Genomic DNA, 22,755 nt, shown 5'->3' on the forward strand with positions numbered 1-22,755 from the left:
TGCTTACGACATACAGAACCACAGGGCGAACTTCAACCATGTATCTGGCATGTTGTATAATAATGGCACCTATCCACTAAACTTTATGCACCTGAATCTTTCTGTTCAGGACAAAGCTGATAGACTTTTACTATGCAGTTCCTGGAAGAAAGATAAACCTGCAATGCAGTGTTCCTGCCATCGCGCTATCGTCAACATAGAACACGTAAAGGTATGGCAGATAAACGTCCTTTATCTAGAAGGAGTTCCTTGAAATGGCTAAATCAGCCCCAGCAAAAAAAGAGACGGCACCAGTGAACCATGTGCCGATTAAGATCATCTCGGTTAATCGTCAGGCTTATCATGACTATGAAGTAGAACGTACGCTAGAAGTAGGCGTGGCCCTGGTTGGTACCGAGATCAAGTCGATCCGTGATGGTATGGTTCAGTTACGTGGCGCTTATGCGATCGCGCGTAAAGATGAACTCTGGCTGGAAAACGCCAATATCGCCATATATGCACACGGTAACCGCTACAACCATGATCCGATGCGTAGCCGCAAATTATTGTTGCATCGACGTGAGATCGATCAATTACTTGCTCGTGTGGCGACCAAAGGTCTGACCCTCGTACCACTGAAACTGTATCTCAAAGGCGGAACCGCAAAAATTGAGTTGGGGCTATGCCGTGGTAAAAAACTCTATGATAAACGTGCGGCAATCGCTAAACGTGATGCGCAGCGCGATATCGAGCGCATCGTACGAGGAAGGTAAACAGAATCATGACGATTACCGGCGTCCACCATGCGCAGATTACGATTCCAGTTGGAGCAGAAGAGCAAGCACGGCACTACTATTGCCACTTGCTCGGTCTCCCCGAAATTGAGAAACCAGATTCCCTGATGGGACGTGGTGGCTTCTGGCTTCTGGTAGGTGATCTCCAGGTGCATGTCGGGGTTGAAGATGGCTTCGAGCGTACCAGCACAAAGGCTCACCTTGCCTACCAGGTTACCGATATTGCACTCTGGAGGCAGCGATTAGAGGAGCACAACTTCACCATATTGGATGGCGTACCCATTCCGGGTTATGAGCGCTTTGAGACTCGCGATCCCTTTGGCAATCGTCTGGAGTTCATCCAGGCCTGCGCATAAAGCACGATGGGTGCCACCCTCTTCTCTGTATTACTACTCCCCTGGCAAACGATCTGAGCTTGCAGAGCGCGTCCTGATATAGGTATATAATGTCCACAGAGCAATAATAGCGCCCGCAAGAATCAGGCAGATCGCCAGGATCAATAAGACCAGGAGGAGGACACGCATATTATTCGCATTCGCTGCACTTTCCATTCTGGTCGCAGCCACCATCAATAACACAGACATAGAAATTTTTCGCTTTACCTTCCCATATTTGTACGTGCTTAATATATTTGTAAGCAATCATAACACTATGTACTAGGACTATGCAAAGTGGGGGAAAGTAACGAATTTGAGCACACATACACCAACCAGTAGCATTGTGCTATGAGCATACGTTAAAAAAGAGCGACATACAAAAAAACACGCCAGAAGCGCTGTTCTGGCGTGTAGCGTCACTAAAAATTTTTTCGACATAGTTTTTTATCCTGCTGCGCATGGCAGAGCAATCTTCGGCTCAACTACACGCATCTTACCTCCTAGCATTTTTTCATAGACCGTATATTTTTGTGTTTTATATACATCCGCTGGCTGCTGCTCATTCCTGATCACACTTAGCTCTTCATTATGCAGTGCTACTTCCAAAGTCAGCAAACCATCAGTGGCAGAGAAAGATGGTTCAGCGAGTTGCTCCATGGCTATATGCATGCATAAAAACTGCTGCGCCAGGCAATAGCCTTCATAGAGCATTACCTCGTGGAGATACTCATTAGAACCCGTTACAGAAATGTGTATTTTGATCTGTGGATCGGTCTCCCTGCTCCAGCCAAGTTCACGGATACGCTCTTCTCCCAGGCGTATCAAGAGCGACTCGATGCCACGCTCCGTGTACTCAGGATGGACATGTAACGCTAAAGTGAAGAACTGCTCCATCTTCTCACACTTGCGCTGCACATCAGCATAACCCACAATCGCTCCTTGTCTGGTCACAATCGTCCAGGCATCCCGCGCTAATTGGAAACAGTCGGCTTGCCAGACGCTTCTAAGCTCCTCTTCAAGAGATGGGCGCGTATATAGGACATTTTCTTTGCTACTATTCATCAAACGTGCAACCCCTGAAAGATCTTGTAACCGTGGGGCACGTGCCGACAATTGATGTAACCGTATAATCACAACAGTGCTCCATTCTTTACATGAGGACTCACAATAACTACAAACGATTCCTCATGCTGAGTAAGATGGAGACAAGAGATAGTCAGAAACAGGCTCCTTATTCTGCTAATATCCGTGTGCCCAATTCCTTACCACCTCGTAACTCCTTCTCATACTGGGTAGATTGCTGTACTACATGCATCCCCGCCCGCTCATATAAGCGTGTCGCACCCGTCAGGCTGGCCGCATCTACCGATAGATAAACCTGATGGATATCGCGCTGATAAAATTCTGTAAAAACGTGATACAAAAGGGATAATGCCAGACCTTGACGACGCCAGGCCCGACGAATACCCAGATCATGAACCCAACCATCGCTACCTTTTTCAATCCCACAGAGTGCAATCCCGGCAATTTCATTGCCATCTATAGCGATATACCAGAGCGAGGGATCAAAGTCTTCCCGCTCCACAGACCAGTACGCCCACCGCTCATATGGCTGATGGATAAATCCCCAGTGATCTTTAAAAATGTCTTCATCGGCCTCATAAATGGCATGAAATAGATCCGGGGTCGCCGTCACTATGCGTATATTTTCTGGCCACCGGGGCGCAACGGGTTGGGTCAGCAGTTCAATTCCCATACGCCAGAAGGTACGTATCGGCTGAAAGTTATGGCGCGCAAACGCTTTTCGTAAGGCGGTATTCTCATTCATCGTAAATCCACGCAAGTCTACCCGCACATCAGGTTCGGCCAGCGGAATTTGCTGCTGCCCCCACTCTTCAGCTTTTTCTAATAGAAAATCATCAATACCATCTTCAAGGTATGCAGGATGGGTCGTACAGCGCACATAGAGACGTGCATGTTGGGTGTGATCCATCAGAGCATAGCCAACGGCAATGTTGTCAGCAGACAAGATAATCAAACTATCTTTAGCGAGATCAATTCCTGGTTTTGAAAGCAACAAACGCACTTCATCTAAGGACATATCCACCCTGCCCAGCCAATGTAACTGACTCGCAGAGGTGAGCGCAAAAACCTTCTCTACATCTTCCAGAGTAAGTGAGCGCATGGTAAAGGTATTCGCAAGAGTAGTCATGCTTATTTATTCTCCGTTCCATTGGGTGGTGGAAGCGGCCTCAGCGGCGCCTCCACCATTGCCTGTCTGATCAGGCAACATTCATTGCTTAGCCGTTGCGTTTAAGTTTTCCTGTACGCTTGGCATAGTGCTCAGCCAGACTAAAGATATAGATGCCCATAGGCACGCTGATCACGCCAATGATGATCAGGGGCCAGGTGCTATTCCATACGATAGATGACCAGATCGGTGTTCCATCCAGAATGCCGGCCCGCAGACCTGTCAGGACGTAGGTGGCCGGAGATACCTGGGCCAACGGCTGCATCCAGACTGGCATGACGCTGATGTCGTAGTACACGCCTGAAACAAGCAACAAGAGTGCTCGGATAATGTAGGACATCTGCGAACCGCGTTCAGTGAAAAGCAAAGGTAACACTGAGGCAGCAATACCAAAACCAATGAAGGACACGCTACCAATTAATAGCATAAAGATAGCGGTCAGATAATTAGCTTTGGCCAGATCCAGATGAAAGAACGAGCCTACAATCAACAGCTGTAAAAAGGTGAAAAGAAGTCCATGCGCAATTGCATACCAACAGCTACCAACCAGATGCGTAAAGCGTGAAATAGGTGCCATAAAAGTATGTTCAATTGTGCCTTCCCAACGCTCGATAGTGATCAGATCGGTCACACCTTCGAAGGTGACACTGAGATATGACCAGACTGAGGTACCGATCAACAGGAACAGAATCAAGCGATTCGTATCCACCCCTTTCCCACCCCAGTTCTGCGCGCTCGCCCCCAGAAAAGTAATTGAAAGGGCATTCGCCACGTTATAGACCAGCCAGACAATTTCCCAGGCCCAGTAGCGCTTCGTGAGATTCCAGTTGCGTTCGAAGAACGCATAGCTGGCTCGTGCCTGGTGAATTAAAGATGACATATATTCCCTCTCTTATTTTTCTTCCTCACGTTGGGCTTCCAACGCTTCAAAAGCTTTTTCCCAGCTACCATAACGCTTCACTTGCTCTTCAGTGATCAGGTGGGCAGCGGTATAATGCATAAACACTTCATTCATAGTGACTGGCTCAGCCTGGCCACGTATATCAGCGACAACGCGTTTGAGCGCCTGCGTCTCGCCCATGGCTACGATGCGGCCTTTATCGATAATGGCAACACGATCACACAGGGCTTCAGCCTCGTCCATATCATGAGTAGTGATCAAGATGGTGGCATCATGCACGTCGCGCAGCTCATTTACAAAAGCCTGCACATCGACCTTCGAGCGTGGATCAAGTCCTGTCGTTGGCTCATCCAGCAATAGTAAGATAGGTGAGGTAAGAAACGCACGGGCAATAGCAACTTTCTGCTGCATACCACGCGACATATCCTCTAACGGTGCATCAATGCGATCGGGCTTTATGCCCAGGCGTGTCAGGATCGCGCGGATACTCTTACGCGCCTCTGCACCACTCATGTTGTAAAGCCGGGCTGCGTAGAGCAGGTTTTCCATTGGCGAAAGTTTTTTAAAAAACGAGGCCTCCACACTGACACGGTTAATCAGGCGTTGTACCACAGACTCATCTTTGATCACGTCATAGCCGAAGATGCGCACTGTGCCTTCATCGGGAATCAACAAAGTGGAGAGCATGCGAATCAATGTGGATTTTCCTGATCCATTCGCGCCCAGGATACCTACAATCTCGCGCCGCTTGACGGTCAGCGTCACGTTATCAACCGCACGTACTTCGCGCTTTAACGTATCGTCTGCAGATGCTTTGCGCCAGCGACTTAATAAGGGACGTGACTTTTTAAAAATTTTTGATACACCATCAATAACAACGGCATCGTTAGCCGGATCAATCGTAATATTTTTTAACAGAGGCGTCATTTCTAAATCCAGAGTAGCCAAGAATTTTCTCCTTCGGAATATCCAGCACTGTTAAGCTCATCGATAGTGTAAATCAAGCGGTACATTTACACATCGCACATTCGAACAGGTCTGGATCTGTACAACAAGACAGTAATAACGTAGTCGCTTCCACCCTTTCATCTTCCGACCTCAAAATCGCATGCTACCCTCCTAATCGACAGCAAATTCAATATACAATCCCAGAAAAAATGCAATAAAAAAACCGTGGAACTGGATTTTCTGCTTCACCAGTGCCCACGGCTTGAGGGGGTGCTTCTTACATTTGACTCACCGTCAACTTATATCCGGTGGTCTTCCCCAGGAGATGGGCACAGTGGTCCCTACGGCCACAAAGGTGGGATGCTCAGCATGAGTAAAGCCTGCAGCATACAGATTGTTCATGGCACAAGGCAGAGCATGAGAATCGTAGCCGTTCTTATTTCTGAATTCATGCGCGAACACGCTGAATGCGACACGATTATCTATCATGCTTGCCATCTCCTTTCGTTAGATTTAAGCTAAAATACATGAAAAATTGCCCCACAATTATGTGAGGTATTGGGGATTACATACGCAATCCCCATTTAGTTCAAGTATACGGAATATACTTGCGATATGTCAAGGGGAATATCAGAACAATTTCATTGTTTGAATAAAACAGTGTCTAATGATTCTGCTTTAGATAGGTTTTTAGCTTCCCTTGCTGGATGACCTGCACCAACTTAATATGGCGTTCAATGGCATCATCTGCATCATCAGCCACAAATTCACAGACTGGCAGGCGTACCAGTGTATGGTAGCCACCCTGCTGCGGATACACATAGGTCACATAAGCACGTCCCATGTTGCGATCAGCAAAAGTAGCGACAACGTATTGCTTACGATCAGGGGCAATGGCAATGTGCCGGGCCAGATCAAGCGTCTGTAAGCGTACCGGTGCGGCATCAGGAATCTCTATATCCCGTTTCTCGGGAATAACCAGAGGTATTAAAAACTGCTCTGAATTGACAACTTCATTCTCAGACATGGAATCCTCCTACCAAACAATAACCATAGAAAGTGCAGCCCACAGTTAAAATGACAGGAGGCCGCAACCTATAGTGTACGAGAATGCACACTATAGGTCAAGCACACCATGCTAAAATTCTATCCGTGGAGTTTTACGCTTGCGCAGTCTCTTCTGTATGCCCTTGTAGAAGCGCACTAGCGCCTCTGGCACCCTGCGTAAGAAGGCCGGGTGTCTGAGTACGTAGACAAACAAATGCAGGCGTAAGCGTTTCCATAGCACTGGCAATTCGTTACTCTCACCAGTAGACTGTGGGTGTTCAGAACTCCCAGGATCCGCCCAGCGTTCACGTACATAGATATCTGCCAGGCGATCAAGAGCAAGGGTATCATCTTTCGTGGACAAAACCGAACCAGCCAGATAATGGAGATATTCATAAGGCGTCTGCGATGAGCGACGCGTAATACCCGCCCACTCGGCCAGCGTACAGACGCGACCATATAATTGCGTCGCCAGACTATACTGACTAAAGAGGCGCCGCCACCAGAACGCGAAGATTCCTCCAAGAAGCAAGAGTATGATCAGGACACTCCACAGCACGATAGAGAACTGCGTCCAGAACTTTCCCTGTCCCTGGTTATTACTTGAACCACCTCCATTGTCGGCTGGATTATCAATATTACGATTACGGTTGGCCCTGGCACCTGTAGAAGGTATGGTAACTTGATTATTGCCATTGGCTGCCGCATTACTACCAGTATATTGATCAGCCAAAGGGCGCGTAAAGGTTTTAAAACTGGCTGATGGTTCAAAATTGATCCAGCCATAGCCAGCAAAGTATATCTGCGTCCAGCTATGGGCATCCACGCCGCGAATAGTATACTGACCATTTTCATAGGTGCCGGGAGCATAGCCAGCAACTTCTCTGGCAGGAATACCCAGCGAGCGGGCCATCAAGGTCATGGCGGTCGAAAAGTAATTACAGTAGCCATCGTGGTTTTTATTAGCAAACAAGAACCACAACACGGGATCAACATCACCACGTGGATGAATATCTGTATTATACGTATAATGCTGGCGCAAATACGATTCCAGCGCCTCAACCTTATCGTACATCGTTTTAGCTTTAGCCTGGGTAACGATCTTCTCCGCCAGATCCTTAATGCGCTTGTCTTTTTCTAGATAGACAGGTACCTTTGTAAAATCTTTTACGACCTGGGGATTAAAGTATTCAATCGGTACTTGCGCAGTTGGAGTTTGCTCAGGACTAAAATCAGGGGCATCAGCGGGCATGGGAATTGCGCGCAAAGATGCTTTATCGGCAGAGGATATAGTGGAGATCACATCATAGTGCATGCCAGCCTTCAAACTGGTGTTGTCATCTCCCAACCAGGCGATAATACCACCGCTGCCATCTAAAGCATTGGCAGGTACAGACATTTGAGTAATATCAGAGGCACCAACCAGGTATGGCTGTTGCTCACCCGGAGGTACAACAACATCAATTGTCTGTTTCACCGTATGCGTCTTCTTTGTACTGGTAATCAGAGTAGTATTGGCATTAATATGATACTTTTGGTCCGCATAAGCAATCGACCAGCCAGAATCATAAGTATCATAGGTCACCAATGTAAGATATTGAGCTTCGGGATCATTCACCTTGACTTTAAAAACGATATCCTTGGTCAGATTGGGATTACCACCCAGCACAAGCGTATCTTTGAAGTTACCATGATTGGCCGCCACATTGCCGCTGTTCGTAAAGGAACTATTAAAAAGATTGGAAAATTGTCCCAATGGTCCTTTCGGATCCCAGACCTGTGCCAGATGTGGTTCCACATAATAACTGGGGAGGAGCCAGGCACAAATCAAGATGCCAATAGTGATCACCACACCAGTCTGCATAAAGTCCCAGCTGAGATCATCGGAGTAGCGCAAACCCTTGCGGCGCCAACCATGAATAGCTTGATATAAGTTGATCCGCAACAACAATAACAGCGCCGCCAGCAAAAATATAGCCAGCAAGATAACATAAGGGGCATCAACATTATTCAAGTTGAAGATCAACACAACTGCATTCACAACAACCGCTAACCAGGGGAGCCGCCAGCGATAGAGCAAAAGTGCACTGAAATAGGTCAATATATAACAGGAAAAGATGATAAACAGGAATACCATGCCATCATCGCCATTGGGGCGGTTCGCCAGGACAAGTTCATATCCGCGAACAACACCCTGTATACCTGCATTGAAGCTTCCATCATAAAAAAGGACCAGCGTACGCCAGACTGAAAAGAGGACTCCCAGTAAAACTGCGCCTCCATAAACGAGTGCTGGTGGGAAGCTCCGCTGTTTCGCAGACCAGGCACCCAGCAGCAATGCCAGGAGCGTCGAAAAAGTTAAGACATTCAGATTATCAACCCAGTTGGCTACTTGAATACACCAGGTCACACAAAAAACCATCAGGGCCAGGAGAAAAAATGAAAACCAGCCTTCATCTAAATGAATGGCCAGGATCTTCGCCGAAAATCTGTCCTCATCATCAGATCTACCTCGCCGAGGTTTTTCTGAAGGATCAGTGATGAGTCTGGATAGACGTTCCATCGCCGCGTTGCGCATGACGTTCACCTCTATTATCTTGAACGCACAACAGAACCAGTTTCTAAAACTTGAGCAATCGATTCACCAGATTTCACATGAATGACTGGAACACCCGAGCCTTCGAGCAAACTAAATGTGTCTTCATCGGGAGGCCGCTCTTCAAATGAGGCCGCATCAAGTCCGATGACAGCGGTTTGTACACCCCGCAATTTCAAGTGCCGCAAGCTCTCATGCCAATCCTGAGAATTGGAAGGGGTGATGACGATAGCGACAGTATTCCGGCCAAAGTGAAATGAGTCCATGGCCAGAGCCTCTTTTAGTTCTGGACCAGGACCAGCCGTTACTACAGCCAGTAGTTCTAACACGCGCTCAATCTGCCGATCACCACGGTCAAGCGAGAGAACTTCTCTGTGTTCACCATTGATAATCATACCTAGTGAAAAATCCTGTTGTAGCAGATATGTCGCCAGGGTAGCGGCAATTGTAACCCCATATTCTTCTGTAGATTCTTCACCTTCGCCAGCCTGTACCGCATCATGCAGGTCCAGGAAGATCCAAGCATCTACCGCGGGATCCAGATCGAACTCTTTGACCATTAACTTGTTATAGTGGGCACTGGAGCGCCAGTGAATACGGCTCAGCGCATCCCCATTCACATATTCCCGAATGGTGGTCGGTGTGGTCGTTGTCTGTAATGCACGACGAGAATGTTTACCCCGACCGGGTAATCCACCTGTAAAAAGCGTAAAGTTTGCTAATGGATAGACACGGGGCATGACCAGTACTTCTTTAGATGGCGCCAACACAATATGTCGTCGGAACAAACCAAAGGGATCTCCACTCATAGCCATGACTGGTCCAAGTTGAAAACGGCCACGTTGTCGGCAGATGCTACGAGCGCGCCATCGTGCGCGCTTACGACCACCCATGCTAGCAACATAACCGGCCCAGTGGCCAGGCAGGGTAGAGCCATCGGCAATCTGCACCCAGAGTTTGGGGAAAGTGCTTAGATTGTCTAACATCAATTCCTCATCGAACATTTCGCCAACCTGTACGCGTCCTGACGACGAGTTGCGGCGAAAAACCATCTGGCGCAGACTGAAGCGGGTCCAGATCCAGGAAAGCACAAAGATCACCAGCAGGACATATGTGAGTACATAGAGCACTTTCCAGGCACTGCTAACCGCGAAAAAGGCCAGGGCGAGGATAAGTAAAAAGACTTGCCAGGGACGCATGTTTAGCGCCCCCTTCCACCAACCCATGCATTTGGCACTGGCACTTCTTTGAGAATCTCATCAAGGAGATTGGCTGAGGTGACCGAGCGTACACGTGCAGCGGGTGTGACAATGATACGATGAGCGAGTGTAGGCTTGGCCAATAGTTTTACATCGTCTGGAATCACATAGCCACGGCCACGAATGGCTGCCAGGGCCTGTGAAGCGCGGAACAGGGCCAGAGAACCGCGTGGGCTCACACCCAGATAGATCTGCGCGTGCCGACGGGTCGCATTAGAGATGGAAACTATATATTCACGAATCGATGGATCAACATGCACACTACGCACCTGCTGCTGAATCAATACCAGTTCTTCAGCCGTCATAATCTGGGCCAGATCTTCGAGTGGATGGTGGTGTTGATGACTATCCAGAATGTTGATTTCATCTTCCGGACGGGGATAGCCGAGTTGAATGCTCATCATAAAACGATCTAATTGAGCTTCAGGCAAGGGGAAGGTGCCTTCATATTCAATGGGATTCTGGGTGGCCATGACCATAAACGGCTGGGGCAAGCGGTACGTGGAGCCGTCCACCGTAATCTGCGCCTCTTCCATCGCTTCAAGCAAGGCAGACTGCGTCTTTGGGGTTGCACGATTTACCTCATCAGCCAGCACGATCTGTGACATAATTGGACCAGGGCGAAATTCAAAGTTACCGTTTTTCTGATTATAGATAGAGACACCAGTCACATCGCTTGGCAGCAGGTCTGGTGTAAACTGAATCCGCTTAAATGTGCAACCGATGGAACGTGCAATCGATTTCGTAAGAACAGTCTTGCCTACTCCGGGGACATCTTCAATCAAAATATGCCCGTGGCAAATTACCGCAATCAAACTAAACGTAACAGGCTCAGCTTTACCTACAATGACCCGTTCAACGTTTCCAATAACACGCTGTACAGCGCTAGCAAGATCTTGTACTGACTGCATTCATTACTCCACTCAAGTTTTTATGTGAACGGACGCATCGACATCTATTTATTTAAACTGCGAGGGTCAGTGACTAATATCTACATATGGTACCACTTACCCATCTTGAGTACAACACAGCTATGCTGTCTATGGTGAAGATAACAGTGCGCAGACTTTCCTAATTAGTACGATGCGTTATCTGTTTTTGTTGCATTCTTCTTCATGATTATACGCCTATCCTTATGAATATATCTCAAGACTAGCCAGAATCGCCTCGCTCCTGCCAACAAAGGGACTATCCTGAAAGGCCAGTCTATGCTATTATGGGGGGCATGAGCCAGAACAACCCACACCAAAAAGAAGAACTCTACGCAGTGGTAGTCGGACTTGTACAGGGTGTAGGCTTTCGCTATTTTGTCGTCCAAAGAGCACATGCCCTGGGAATACATGGGTATGTACGTAATGATAGTAACGGCGACGTTGAAGTAGTCGCTCAGGGGACGCGCTCCGCTCTCGAACAGCTTCTGGCCCTGTTGCGGCAGGGACCATCAGCGGCACAGGTACAAGATGTACAGGCAACCTGGCGACAACCCACGGAACATGTAAGCGGCTTCCACACTAGATGGTAGCAGGTTCAAAATAGAAGAGGACATACGTAATGATTGATCGCGAGACGGTACAAAACGTGGCCAAACTCGCCAGATTGGGGCTGAGCGAGGAAGAGGTTGTAACCTTTGGCAATCAACTTTCCGCCATTCTCGACCACATCCATATTTTACAGGAAGCGGATGTGAGTGGCGTTTCCCCAACAGCACATGCTTCGCGCCTGACCAATATCATGCGCGCGGATGAGCCCGAGCCATCCTATCCCCCTGAGGTATTACTGGCGAATGCTCCTGATCAGGAAGACAACTACCTGAAGGTTAATGCGGTACTGGAGGAGGAGTAGGATACGATGACTGAACTACATAAGTTAAGCATTACTGAAGCTGGCAAACTATTACGCCAGCGTGAAATTTCTGCGGTTGAGCTGACGCAAGCTCACCTGGAGCGTATTCGTGAAGTGGAGCCAAAAGTAAAGGCCTTCACGTTGGTTACCGATGAGCTGGCGTTAGAACAGGCTAAAGAGGCCGATAAACGCTTTGCGAGCGGCGAGAATTTATATCCTCTGACAGGCATTCCCCTGGCGATTAAAGATGTTATCTGCACAAAAGATATCACCACAACCTGTGGCTCACGCATGCTGGAAAACTTTAAGCCTCCCTACAATGCCACGGTCATGGAACGTCTGAATGAGACGGGCTTTGTCATGGTGGGTAAAACCAACATGGATGAGTTCGCCATGGGATCCTCCACCGAGCATTCAGCCTTCTTCCCAACCAATAATCCCTGGGACCTTGAGCGTGCTCCTGGCGGAAGTAGCGGCGGTTCGGCGGCGGCAGTGGCTGCCGGTATGGCCATGGGCTCTTACGGTAGTGATACTGGTGGCTCGATTCGTCAGCCTGGTTCACTCTGTAACCTGGTAGGCCTGAAGCCAACCTATGGCCGTGTCTCCCGCTTTGGCCTGGTCGCCTTTGCATCTTCACTGGACCAGATCGGACCCTTTGCCCGCAACGCGCGTGACGCAGCTATCTTGCTACAAGCCATTGCTGGTCATGATCGTCGTGATGGCACCAGTTCGCCCGAACCAGTGCAGGATTATGAGGCCGCTCTCTCTGGTAGCATCAAGGGACTACGCATCGGCGTACCTGAAGAGTACTGGGTTGAAGGCACACAGCCTGGAGTGGTTAGCACTGTTAAAGCCAACATCGAACGCCTACGTGAAATGGGCGCGGAAGTCAGTCCCGTCTCACTTCCCCACACCAAATATGGTGTTGCCGCTTACTATATTATCGCTCCTGCGGAAGCCAGTTCGAATCTGTCGCGCTACGATGGTGTAAAGTATGGCTACTCGTACCGCGATACCAGCGATATGTGGGAAGCGATGGAAAAAACACGTGAGATTGGCTTTGGAGCCGAGGTAAAGCGCCGTATCATGCTGGGTACCTATGCCCTCTCAGCCGGATATTATGACGCATACTACAAACGAGCAGAGAAGATCCGCACGTTGATTAAACAGGACTTTGATCAGGCCTTTGAAAAGTTTGACGCCCTGGTCAGTCCCGCTGCTCCTACCGTCGCATTCAAAATTGGCGAGATCTCAGATCCCTATCAGATGTATCTACAGGACGTGTTTACAATTCCCGCGAACCTGGCTGGCATCTGCGGCGTCTCGATCCCAGGTGGATTCAGCGAGAACCTGCCGGTAGGACTGCAATTGCTGGGCAATGTCTTTAAAGAAGATGTTATCTTACGCATTGCTGATGCCTTTGAGCAGGTCACTGACTACCATACCCTCTGGCCTAACCTATAAAACAACTTTTTTGACGCTCAGGTCTTTACTACTGCATCTCTCTGTCAGAAGAAAGCACCTGAGCGCCTTTTTTATGATCTATTAAAAAATGAATGGGATGATTATGCGACGTCGTATGCTTATCATTGTTCTTCTCTGTATAGCGCTCTGCCTGCTGATTTTAGCTCCAATCATTGCCTTTACCCCTCTGGGTACCACTGTACTTACAAGCACCGGTATCGTGACAGTTCCTACGCCCACACCCACGCCACTACCACTTGCCTCACCAACCCCTATTCCAACACCCAGACCAGTATTGACAGCCCGAGGCACACCTCCTCCCATCACTGCGACAGCTAGCTTGCTACTCGATGCCGATACCGGCAACGTTCTCTACCAACATCAGGGAGTAAAGCCACTGTTGATGGCCAGCACCACCAAGATTATGACCGCCTTGATCATCATCCAAACAGCAAACTTAGATCAGCCGATTCATGTACATCAGGATGCGATCGATCGCGTGGTGTTAGATGATGGTAGTAGCGCGGGTCTGGTTGTAGGAGATGTATTGCCTCTCAGGGATATGCTCTACGCCCTGATGCTTCCATCCGGTAACGACGCCGCCTATGCAATTGCCGATGAACTGGGAGGGGGAGATCGAGCGGTCTTCGTCGCGAGAATGAATCTTTTCGCTCGGCGCCTGCACCTTTTTCAAACACACTTCAATAGTCCTGACGGCCTGACCGCTGATAGTACAACCCACTATACCACCGCCTATGATCTGGCACTCTTAAGCCGTTATGCTATGAATATCCCACTCTTTGCTCAGGTTGTAAAGACAGAGACCTACACCGCCCACGCGCCCAATCGGGACCTGGTCTGGACCAATACGAATAAATTAATTGGCACATATAAAGGCATCAGTGGTATTAAAACAGGACACACCTTTGGCGCGGGCTACTGTCTGGTCTTCTCAGCCACACGTGAGCAGCACCATTTAATTGGAGTCATTCTCAATAGTCCCGACGAGATACAGCGGAATACAGATGCTGCCGCACTTTTGGATTGGGGCTTTCAATTACCGATGTTGCCATCCAAAGTCTGATTTAACTTAGCAGATCAATTTCTATCTCATGCCCATATAAAAAAGAGGACACCATGATGGTGTCCTCCCCTGTTTGTCTGCCAGCGGCCATTTATTTTTTGCTGAAAGCAGCATCAAAAGCCACATTAGATGGCGCGAAATCAGAGCGACGCACAAAAGCCAGGGCATCCTGGGCTCCGTACTCACGATCCATACCAGAATCTTCCCACTCGATGGAGAGAGGACCCTGATAACCGATACGGTTCAATGTACGGATAATCGACTCGAAATCTACATCACCATGTCCCGGTGAGACAAAATCCCAACCACGCTCGGCCTCGCCAAAATTCAGGTGCGAAGCCAGGATGCTTCGGCGACCATTCAAATGGCGCTTGGAGTCTTTGACATGGACATGATAAATGCGCTCCGCAAATTCTGCCAGGAAGGTCGCCGAATCCAGGAACTGCGGTACCAGGTGACTGGGATCAAAGTTGATGCCAAAGCCTGGGCGATTGTTGATTGCATCCAGGGTCTTACGAGTGGTCACAAAGTCATAGGCAATTTCAGTAGGATGCACTTCCAGTGCAAATTTCACACCCTCTTGATCGAAGACATCAATGATAGGATTCCAGCGTTGCGCGAAATCCGCATAGCCACGCTCGATCTCCGCAAAATCATTGGGTGGAAAAGAATAGAGCATATGCCAGACACTGGAACCGGTAAAACCAGTCACGCGGTCAACACCAAATTTGGCGGCGGCACGTGCAATATCTTTCATACGTTCGGCGGCACGTTTGCGCACACCTTCTTGCTCACCATCACCCCAGACTTCTGCCGGCAAAATATTTTTATGGCGTGGATCGATTGGATCACAGGTCGCCTGACCAATTAAGTGTGCACCAATGGCATACACTTTTAAATTATATTTATCCAGAATCGCACGCAGAGATTCAGCATAGCCAGGCTCATTAAGAATGCGTACTTCATCAAAATGCTGACCGGACGAAGCCAGTTCCAGGCCATCAAACCCCCAACGGCTCACTTTGGCCGCAAGCTCTTCTAAAGGCAGGTCACCCCATTGGCCAGTAAAAAGTGTTATAGGTCGTGCCATTACGTCCCCCTTACAAAAACTTTTTTCGCTTGCTCCATCGACCAGGCTGTATATACAGGAGAGAAGCACCACCCTGGCCGATCGGAAAACTTTATTATTGTTTGTTCTTGAGTATACCATACCACAATCTATCGGGTGGAGGCACTTTTCGTCAGCTTCAATATGTCTAGCTACTGGTAAGGTTGTCACAAACATGATAAAATAGATCACACTTACAAGTATCATTATTTTGAATAGAGTATGCTGCATGCGTTACGCAATCTTTACCGATATTCACGCGAATTTAGAAGCACTAGAGGCAGTGCTTGCCAAAATTGATGAAATATCTCAAAAGGAACCAGTTGATGAGATCTGGTTTCTGGGAGATCTGGTTGGCTATGGACCAAATCCCAATGAGTGTATTAAGAAGCTGCGAGAACGCACAGATGTTATTATCGCAGGCAATCACGATTGGGCTGCGGTTGGCAAACTGGATTTAGACGATTTTAGTGAGGCGGCACGCATCTCTGCCGAATGGACTGCGACACAACTCACAGAAGAAAATCGTGCATTTCTCGCTAACCTGCCTGAGCGCATTGAGAAGGGCGAGTGCCTGCTGGTTCATGGTAGTCCATACGGGCCACTGTGGGAATATCTCACCTCTGAAGTGCTGGCGGAAAGAAGCTTTCAACACTTTAATAGTCGCTTCTGTTTTGTCGGTCACACCCACGTACCGGTGATTTTCCAACAGCCTGATACCGTCGCGAATACACCGACTCGTCCTCTTGAAGTAGATGAGATCATGGAAAAGCAAGACGAGACTGAGTCCCAATCAAATCAAGACGAGAATAAGGACGAAGCCAGCCAGCCAGAAAAAGTTCTGGACGAGGATACAGCCACAGATGAGGCTGAACTTGTACTTGCTCAAAGCAGTCAAACGGCAACACGGAATGAGAGTGCCCGTAGTGAGACAGAGCAGGGCCAGAATAGCGAGGCGGAACAGATTCAAAATCTGGTGGCGGACGCGGCTGATGCTATAGCGGATCTGCAACACCAGATCGCCGATGACGCGCCTGAGGTTAGTCCCGATACGCCCGCAGACCTCAAAGAGATTATTACAAACCAGGAAGCAACCGACGCCGAGAATTACAAACAGGAAGAGGATCTGGAGGAATTTGCTGACAAAGAGACCGTGGAGGATGCTGAAGAAGATGATGATGATGTCTCATCTGAGGAAACCATCCAGGGAGCTGAAGAGCGCATTAATCAGGAAATTGAGGAGCTTCTCACGTTGCTTGGCCTGAGCCAGAGTATGATCGAAGTCACTAATGAGATGCTGGTACCACCTGAGGGTACCTGGAGTGCTCCAAACGGCTATCGTGCTATCGTCAATCCAGGTGGTGTCGGTCAACCACGGGATGGAGATCCACGCGCAGCTTTTATGATTTATGACTCTGAAAAGGGCTTCAATTTCTATCGTATCCCTTACTCGTTTGGAAAAACACAAGAGAAGATCGAGAAGGCGAAGTTGCCACAGTATCTGGCGACACGTCTGGCTTATGGTCGCTAATCAGGTAGTAAATTATCAATGAAATTAATTGTTGGCCTGGGAAATCCAGGCGCCCAATATGAAAAAACACGCCACAACGTGGGATTCCACGTTGTGGATTTCCTTGCTACCACATATTCGATGCGTTGGGAGCGACATGGGCGAGCAATGATCGCCAATGGCACTATTCACGGCGAAAAAGTGGTCCTGGTCAAGCCAACCACCTTTATGAATAATAGTGGTGAGGCTGTCGGCGAACTGGTACGCTGGTTTAAACTTGACCCAGGTGATCTCCTGGTTATCTATGACGAATTGGATCTCCCATTGGGACAAATGCGACTCCGGGGTAGTGGCAGTTCCGGTGGACATAATGGTATCAATAGCCTGATCAGTCATCTGCATACCAACGAGTTTCCACGCCTGCGTGTCGGCATTGGACGGTCCGCTCATGCTAAGAGCGACACCGTCAAGCATGTACTGGGAGTTCCGGGGAACGAAGAGCGGATCGATTTAGAGATCAGTGAGCGTAAGGCGGCTGATGCGGTCCCTCTCTACCTGGAAAAAGGTCTGGATGCAACAATGAATCTGATCAATGTAGATCCTGAAGCACAACGCAAAGCCGAAGAGAAAAAACGCTTGAAATTGGAACGCCGAGAGCAGGAGAAACGCCTTAAAGCCGAACGTCTGGCTCAGGAAGCAGCCTCCAAACAGTCAGAGCAAGATCAGCAGCAGTCAGAAAATTCTTCCGTCTCGGACTGATTCAGGCAGTCGGTCAATGAGAGGAAGTTGGCATGTATCATCCCAGCACACGTCTACTGACTATTCTTGAGTTACTGCAAACACATCCTCATTTGAATGGAGATGAACTGGCTCGTCGACTTGAGGTGGAACCTCGTACGGTCCGTCGCTATATTGGTATGCTACAAGATATGGGGATGCCTATCGAAAGTAATCGGGGACCTGGCGGTGGCTATCGCTTACGCGCAGGCTTTAAACTTCCTCCTCTCCTGTTTAGCGAAGATGAAGCGACGGCTGTAGTTCTAGGGCTACTAGGAACGTCCTGGCTGGAAATTAACTTCCCTTCGGTCAGTGTCGAAGGAGCGCTCGCCAAAGTTTATCGCGTCTTACCACAAAAAGGACGTGAACGACTACAGGCTATCTCCACCCATATGCTCCTCTCTCCCCATCAGAAGGACAGGCGGCCTGATATCAGTTTGCTCGTTGAGTTGAGTAGCGCAATTTACGAACATCGTCGTATCAGATTCAACTATCGCTCTCACCACAATCAATTAACACAGCGTGAGCTTGAACCATATGGTGTGGCTGGTTGGAAAGGGAATTGGTATGTGGTTGGCTACTGCATTTTGCGTCAGGAGCAACGCATGTTTCGCCTGGATCGGATGCAAGATGTACAGCTACTCAACACCATATTTGTCCCAACCCAGGATTTTGATTATCAGGCCTTTATCATTGAACGGCTGGGTACAATACCTGACAGGTGGACTATAAAAGTAGAGTTTCAAACAAAACTCTACGAAGCCCAACATAAGATTCCTTCTTCCCATGGAACGTTGACAGAAACAGCGACTGGTGTACTCTTTCAAAGCCACCATATCCATTTACCTTCCATGGCTCGTTACCTCATTGGACTTGATTTGCCCTTTGTGGTCCACGAGCCACCAGAGTTGCGCGACGCGTTACTGGCATTAGCCACTGACATTACACGCATCGCCACAACGATACCAACAGAATAGCCAAAAGGTGTTTTTAGTCAGAAAGTTGCTGGATAGACCTATACTAAAGATACGTTAAAAGTTTTCTCCAACTTAATATGATGAAACTTCAAATTATTCTATGATAGGATAAAAGAGGCAACGTATACCGTCTTGTCTAGACGGCAAGGTGTTCAGTACGGTATGATAACAAAAGTACGGAATACGGGCAACGCTCACGACAGACACCCCCACTGGAATTGCGGAAGGGGTGCTGTTTATACTGTCCACTGCTGGAGGATGAATTGACACTACAGGGTTTACTAACATTACTAACACAAAGACCAGAATTTCGCCGTCTAAGCGAAAAACTGCAAAATACAGAAGGCATTCCAGCGCTTACGGGGATCACAGAGGCCGCACGCCCTTATGTCGTTGCTAGCCTGGCAGTTTCATTTAAACAGCCTATCCTACTGGTGGTCAGCGAGGAAAATGAAGCCACGCAAATGGTTGAGACACTCAAAAGTTTTGTGCCCAATCCAAGCGATGTCTTTTGTCTGCCAGACCGCAATGCACTTCCTTACGAACGCTTGCTTGGCGATGCTCTAACCACACAACAACGCATGCAGGCCTTAATGGCGATGGTTGAACGCGAGCGCACCCCGCTAGTAGTCTGCTCTGCGCGTGTCCTGACTCAATTGATCATTCCTCCCCAGGAACTTGCAGCATCTCTGTTCCGCTTACAAACCGGCCAGGAAGTCGATCTAAATATGCTGATCGAGCACCTCTATAATCTTGGCTATGAGCCAGTGGCTGAAGTTGAGGAATCCGGGCAGTTCAGTCATCGTGGTGGTATCATCGACATGTTTCCACCCACCTTGCCACGACCGGTACGCCTGGAGTTCTTTGGCGATGAAATCGAGTCAATCCGTACATTTGATCAAGAGACACAGCGCTCACTTAATACCATCGATTCCTGCACACTGGGACCAGCACGTGAAGCCCTGCCGGCTCGTGGGCCAGAGGCGATTAAAGAGCTTGCGCAGTTGGATACACGCCTCTTGAATAAAGATGCCGAGGCACGCTGGAAAAGTGATATGGACTTGCTTAACCAGCGACGTTCATTCGATGACATTGCTTTCTATCTTCCCTATCTCCATGCTCCAGCCAGTGTGCTCGATTATCTACCGCGCAATGGCTTGCTGATCCTGGATAATCCTGCCAGCATCCAAAACCATATCTTGCAACTTGATTTGCAGACGCAGGAGATCCGCGAACAACACGAAAAAGAACGAGAAAATCCAGCCCATCTACGCGAAGCATCATTGGACTGGAAGCATCTGGAAACTCAGATCCAACAACGCCGACAACTACGCTTCGCCGATATCCTTTCAACGGCCGAGAGCGATTTTGATGTTCGCCAGCAAGGCGGGACTGAAAATCTCGTTCCAGGCAGTCATAGTGCGAATTCTTATGGAGGCCGCTTACGCGCCTTTGTACAGGATTGCCGCAAGGCGCTGGATAATAGGGATCGGGTGATAATCATCACGATGCAGGCGCGACGTATGGCCGAGGTTCTGGGTGATGAAGCCATTCTACAGGATCAAACTATTGAGGTCAGTCCGGGTACCAATATCAATAATCTTCCAGAGGCCGGTACACTGACACTGATTCAAGGACAGCTAAACGAAGGCTGGCAGTCCCGTTCACTGGCTCTGCATGTCTATACCGATACAGAGATCTTTGGCTGGTCGAAACGTCGCAATGTCCAGCGCCGCAAACCGGTCACGCCAGCATCATTCCTGGCTGAAGTTAATCCCGGCGATCATGTAGTTCATCAAGAACATGGTATTGGCCGCTTTGAAGGCCTGGTCAAAATGAATCTGACGGGCGTCGAACGCGAATACCTTCTGATTCACTATGCTGGCACAGACAAACTCTATATTCCTACCGATCAACTTGATCGTATCACCCGCTATATCGGCATGGGTGACTCAGTGCCAGCTTTGAGTAAACTGGGAACAACAGAATGGACCCGCGCAAAATCTAAGGTCAAAGAAAATGTACAGGAGGTGGCTCGCGAGCTACTCAGACTCTATAGTATACGCGAGGCGGCTCAGGGCCATGCCTTTCCACCGGATAGTGATCAACCATGGCTACAAGAACTAGAGGACGGTTTTCCTTATCAGGAAACGCCCGATCAACAGCGCTCGATCGATGAAGTCAAAGCCGACATGGAGCGGCCGCGACCAATGGATCGCCTGGTCTGTGGTGATGTTGGCTATGGAAAAACCGAGGTCGCGCTACGGGCAGCCTTTAAATGCGTGCTAGATCAACATCAGGTCGCCATCCTGGTTCCCACTACTGTTCTAGCCCTGCAGCACTATAATAACTTCAAAGAACGCCTGAAAGCTTATCCTGTACGGGTAGAGTTGCTGAGTCGTTTCCGCTCCGAGAAAGAACAGAAACAGATCCTGGAAGATCTGGCGCTCGGTAAGGTAGATATTATTATCGGTACCCACCGCCTGATCCAAAAAGATGTTGTCTTCTTAAATCTCGGCTTGCTAGTCGTGGATGAAGAGCAACGCTTTGGCGTCATTCATAAAGAGCGTTTAAAACAATTACGTACAGAGATCGATGTCTTAACGATGACGGCGACACCTATTCCCCGTACATTGCATATGTCGCTGGTTAATCTACGCGATATGAGTATTATTGAGACCCCACCACAAGAACGCCTGCCAATTCGTACAACAATTCGTGAGTATGATGACGCCTTGATCCGCGAAGCAATCTTACGCGAGATCGATCGCGGCGGTCAGGTCTTCTTTGTCCACAACCGGGTTCAAGGCATTCAGGTCCTGGCACAAAAACTCCAACGCCTGATTCCTGAAGCGCGCATTATTGTGGGACATGGGCAGATGAATGAGGAACAACTTGAACGCGTCATGGTAGGCTTTTCCAACGGGGATTATGATGTACTCATCTCGACCACGATTATCGAAAATGGTCTGGATATTCCGAATGCCAATACGATTATCGTGAACAATGCGGCCTTCTTTGGACTCTCACAGCTCTATCAGCTACGTGGACGTGTGGGACGTGCGACCCAGCAAGCGTACGCCTACTTCTTCTATGGTAAAAATGCCAAGTTGACCCCAATTCAAGAGAAGCGTTTACGCGCGATCTTTGAAGCCACCGAGCTGGGTGCCGGTTTCCGCATTGCCATGAAAGATCTAGAGATCCGTGGCGCCGGTAGTCTACTGGGAGCTGAACAATCTGGCTTTATGAATTCCGTTGGCTTTGACCTTTACTGTAAATTACTCGCAGATTCCGTTCAGGAACTACAAGGCAAGCAAGCAGAGGCAGGAACGCCAACAACATCTGTGGATCTGCCCATCGACGCGTATCTGCCTGACGAATACATTGGAGATCGTACGTTAAAGGTCAATTTCTACCAACGACTGGCTAATCTGAAAGATGCACAGCAAGTCGAAGCTATGGCTGCAGAAATGGCAGACCGCTTTGGTCCTATACCAGAACAAGTTCATAATCTATTAGAACTGGTGAACTTAAAAGTTGAAGCGGCGCATCTAGGTTATGAAGCCATTTCCGTTAAGGACAACGAGTTTGTGCTGACAGTCAAGCGGGATGTTGTACCCAACCGTATTATCCTTTATCGACGTTTCCGTAATGAGGCCCGTGTTCAACAGGGTGTCATTCGCATCCCACGTCGCCTATTAGGCCAGGCATGGATGAAGCAGCTGAAGGATCTATTGCCGGTGATTACAGCTTCAGCCTCCTCAACAGCATCCTGAAGCTCCATATAACCGGATATAAAAAAGCCAGGCTCTTTGCATTATCTACAAAGAGCCTGGCTTTT

The 22,755-nt window shown here is 48.6% G+C and carries 21 protein-coding genes; 10 read left to right on the top strand and 11 right to left on the bottom strand.

Features of this window, described 5'->3' with window-relative positions; translation table 11 throughout:
* The first annotated feature begins 254 nt into the window (after positions 1-254).
* Both smpB and EL633_RS03585 read left to right on the top strand, forming a co-directional pair.
* Entirely contained in the window at positions 255-752 is a 498-nt protein-coding gene (gene smpB / locus EL633_RS03580; protein ID WP_126625878.1) for an SsrA-binding protein SmpB, read from the top strand.
* A gap of 8 nt (positions 753-760) precedes the next feature.
* Positions 761-1,129: a VOC family protein gene (locus tag EL633_RS03585; RefSeq protein ID WP_126625879.1), complete on the top strand. Its 369-nt coding sequence runs from the start codon at positions 761-763 to the stop codon at positions 1,127-1,129.
* 33 nt (positions 1,130-1,162) lie between these two features.
* On the opposite strand, the gene EL633_RS03590 is transcribed toward EL633_RS03585, so the two are convergent.
* The 10 genes from EL633_RS03590 to EL633_RS03635 form a co-directional block, all read right to left on the bottom strand.
* Positions 1,163-1,357 carry a hypothetical protein gene (locus tag EL633_RS03590; RefSeq protein ID WP_126625880.1) on the bottom strand — a complete coding sequence of 65 codons (195 nt, stop codon included), beginning with the start codon at positions 1,355-1,357 and terminating at the stop codon, positions 1,163-1,165.
* A gap of 237 nt (positions 1,358-1,594) precedes the next feature.
* Positions 1,595-2,284 (bottom strand): GNAT family N-acetyltransferase, encoded by a 690-nt coding sequence (locus tag EL633_RS03595; RefSeq protein ID WP_126625881.1) that lies wholly within the window; start codon positions 2,282-2,284, stop codon positions 1,595-1,597.
* A 97-nt stretch (positions 2,285-2,381) separates the two neighbouring features.
* Positions 2,382-3,362, bottom strand: coding sequence for a GNAT family N-acetyltransferase (locus EL633_RS03600; protein WP_126625882.1), 981 nt, complete (start codon positions 3,360-3,362; stop codon positions 2,382-2,384).
* Between the two features lie 88 nt (positions 3,363-3,450).
* The gene (locus tag EL633_RS03605) at positions 3,451-4,281 is read right to left on the bottom strand and encodes an ABC transporter permease (protein WP_126625883.1); all 831 of its coding nucleotides are present in this window, start codon (positions 4,279-4,281) and stop codon (positions 3,451-3,453) included.
* A gap of 12 nt (positions 4,282-4,293) precedes the next feature.
* Positions 4,294-5,229, bottom strand: a complete 936-nt coding sequence (locus EL633_RS03610) for an ABC transporter ATP-binding protein (protein WP_126629329.1) — start codon at positions 5,227-5,229, stop codon at positions 4,294-4,296.
* Positions 5,230-5,544: 315 nt separating this feature from the next.
* Positions 5,545-5,739, bottom strand: coding sequence for a hypothetical protein (locus EL633_RS03615; protein WP_126625884.1), 195 nt, complete (start codon positions 5,737-5,739; stop codon positions 5,545-5,547).
* 175 nt (positions 5,740-5,914) lie between these two features.
* On the bottom strand, positions 5,915-6,277 hold the full coding sequence (locus tag EL633_RS03620) for a hypothetical protein (RefSeq protein WP_126625885.1): 363 nt from the start codon (positions 6,275-6,277) through the stop codon (positions 5,915-5,917).
* A gap of 111 nt (positions 6,278-6,388) precedes the next feature.
* Positions 6,389-8,875, bottom strand: coding sequence for a DUF4129 domain-containing transglutaminase family protein (locus EL633_RS03625; RefSeq protein ID WP_126625886.1), 2,487 nt, complete (start codon positions 8,873-8,875; stop codon positions 6,389-6,391).
* Between the two features lie 14 nt (positions 8,876-8,889).
* Positions 8,890-10,092 (bottom strand): DUF58 domain-containing protein, encoded by a 1,203-nt coding sequence (locus EL633_RS03630; RefSeq protein WP_161981917.1) that lies wholly within the window; start codon positions 10,090-10,092, stop codon positions 8,890-8,892.
* A gap of 2 nt (positions 10,093-10,094) precedes the next feature.
* Positions 10,095-11,063, bottom strand: coding sequence for an AAA family ATPase (locus tag EL633_RS03635; protein ID WP_126625888.1), 969 nt, complete (start codon positions 11,061-11,063; stop codon positions 10,095-10,097).
* A gap of 314 nt (positions 11,064-11,377) precedes the next feature.
* On the opposite strand from EL633_RS03635, the gene EL633_RS03640 reads away from it, so the two are divergent.
* From EL633_RS03640 to EL633_RS03655, 4 genes are all read left to right on the top strand, one after another.
* Complete coding sequence (locus EL633_RS03640; RefSeq protein ID WP_126625889.1) at positions 11,378-11,674, top strand: acylphosphatase; 297 nt, start codon at positions 11,378-11,380, stop codon at positions 11,672-11,674.
* 29 nt (positions 11,675-11,703) lie between these two features.
* Positions 11,704-11,994 carry an Asp-tRNA(Asn)/Glu-tRNA(Gln) amidotransferase subunit GatC gene (gatC, locus tag EL633_RS03645; protein ID WP_126625890.1) on the top strand — a complete coding sequence of 97 codons (291 nt, stop codon included), beginning with the start codon at positions 11,704-11,706 and terminating at the stop codon, positions 11,992-11,994.
* Positions 11,995-12,000: 6 nt separating this feature from the next.
* A complete protein-coding gene (gene gatA, locus EL633_RS03650; RefSeq protein ID WP_126625891.1) occupies positions 12,001-13,458 on the top strand; it encodes an Asp-tRNA(Asn)/Glu-tRNA(Gln) amidotransferase subunit GatA in 1,458 nt (485 codons plus the stop codon).
* Between the two features lie 103 nt (positions 13,459-13,561).
* A complete protein-coding gene (locus tag EL633_RS03655) occupies positions 13,562-14,542 on the top strand; it encodes a D-alanyl-D-alanine carboxypeptidase family protein (protein ID WP_126625892.1) in 981 nt (326 codons plus the stop codon).
* Positions 14,543-14,633: 91 nt separating this feature from the next.
* Here EL633_RS03655 and EL633_RS03660 read toward each other — a convergent pair whose 3' ends face one another.
* On the bottom strand, positions 14,634-15,632 hold the full coding sequence (locus EL633_RS03660) for a sugar phosphate isomerase/epimerase family protein (protein ID WP_126625893.1): 999 nt from the start codon (positions 15,630-15,632) through the stop codon (positions 14,634-14,636).
* Between the two features lie 247 nt (positions 15,633-15,879).
* Here EL633_RS03660 and EL633_RS03665 point away from each other — a divergent pair, with 247 nt between their 5' ends.
* The 4 genes from EL633_RS03665 (at position 15,880) to mfd (ending at position 22,690) form a co-directional block, all read left to right on the top strand.
* Entirely contained in the window at positions 15,880-17,181 is a 1,302-nt protein-coding gene (locus EL633_RS03665) for a metallophosphoesterase family protein (RefSeq protein WP_126625894.1), read from the top strand.
* Between the two features lie 18 nt (positions 17,182-17,199).
* Complete coding sequence (gene pth, locus EL633_RS03670) at positions 17,200-17,919, top strand: aminoacyl-tRNA hydrolase (protein ID WP_126625895.1); 720 nt, start codon at positions 17,200-17,202, stop codon at positions 17,917-17,919.
* A gap of 32 nt (positions 17,920-17,951) precedes the next feature.
* Positions 17,952-18,914 carry a helix-turn-helix transcriptional regulator gene (locus EL633_RS03675; protein WP_126625896.1) on the top strand — a complete coding sequence of 321 codons (963 nt, stop codon included), beginning with the start codon at positions 17,952-17,954 and terminating at the stop codon, positions 18,912-18,914.
* Positions 18,915-19,177: 263 nt separating this feature from the next.
* Entirely contained in the window at positions 19,178-22,690 is a 3,513-nt protein-coding gene (mfd, locus tag EL633_RS03680; protein ID WP_126625897.1) for a transcription-repair coupling factor, read from the top strand.
* Positions 22,691-22,755: the final 65 nt, after the last annotated feature.

This window comes from Dictyobacter alpinus, from assembly GCF_003967575.1.
Lineage (GTDB): Bacteria > Chloroflexota > Ktedonobacteria > Ktedonobacterales > Ktedonobacteraceae > Dictyobacter > Dictyobacter alpinus.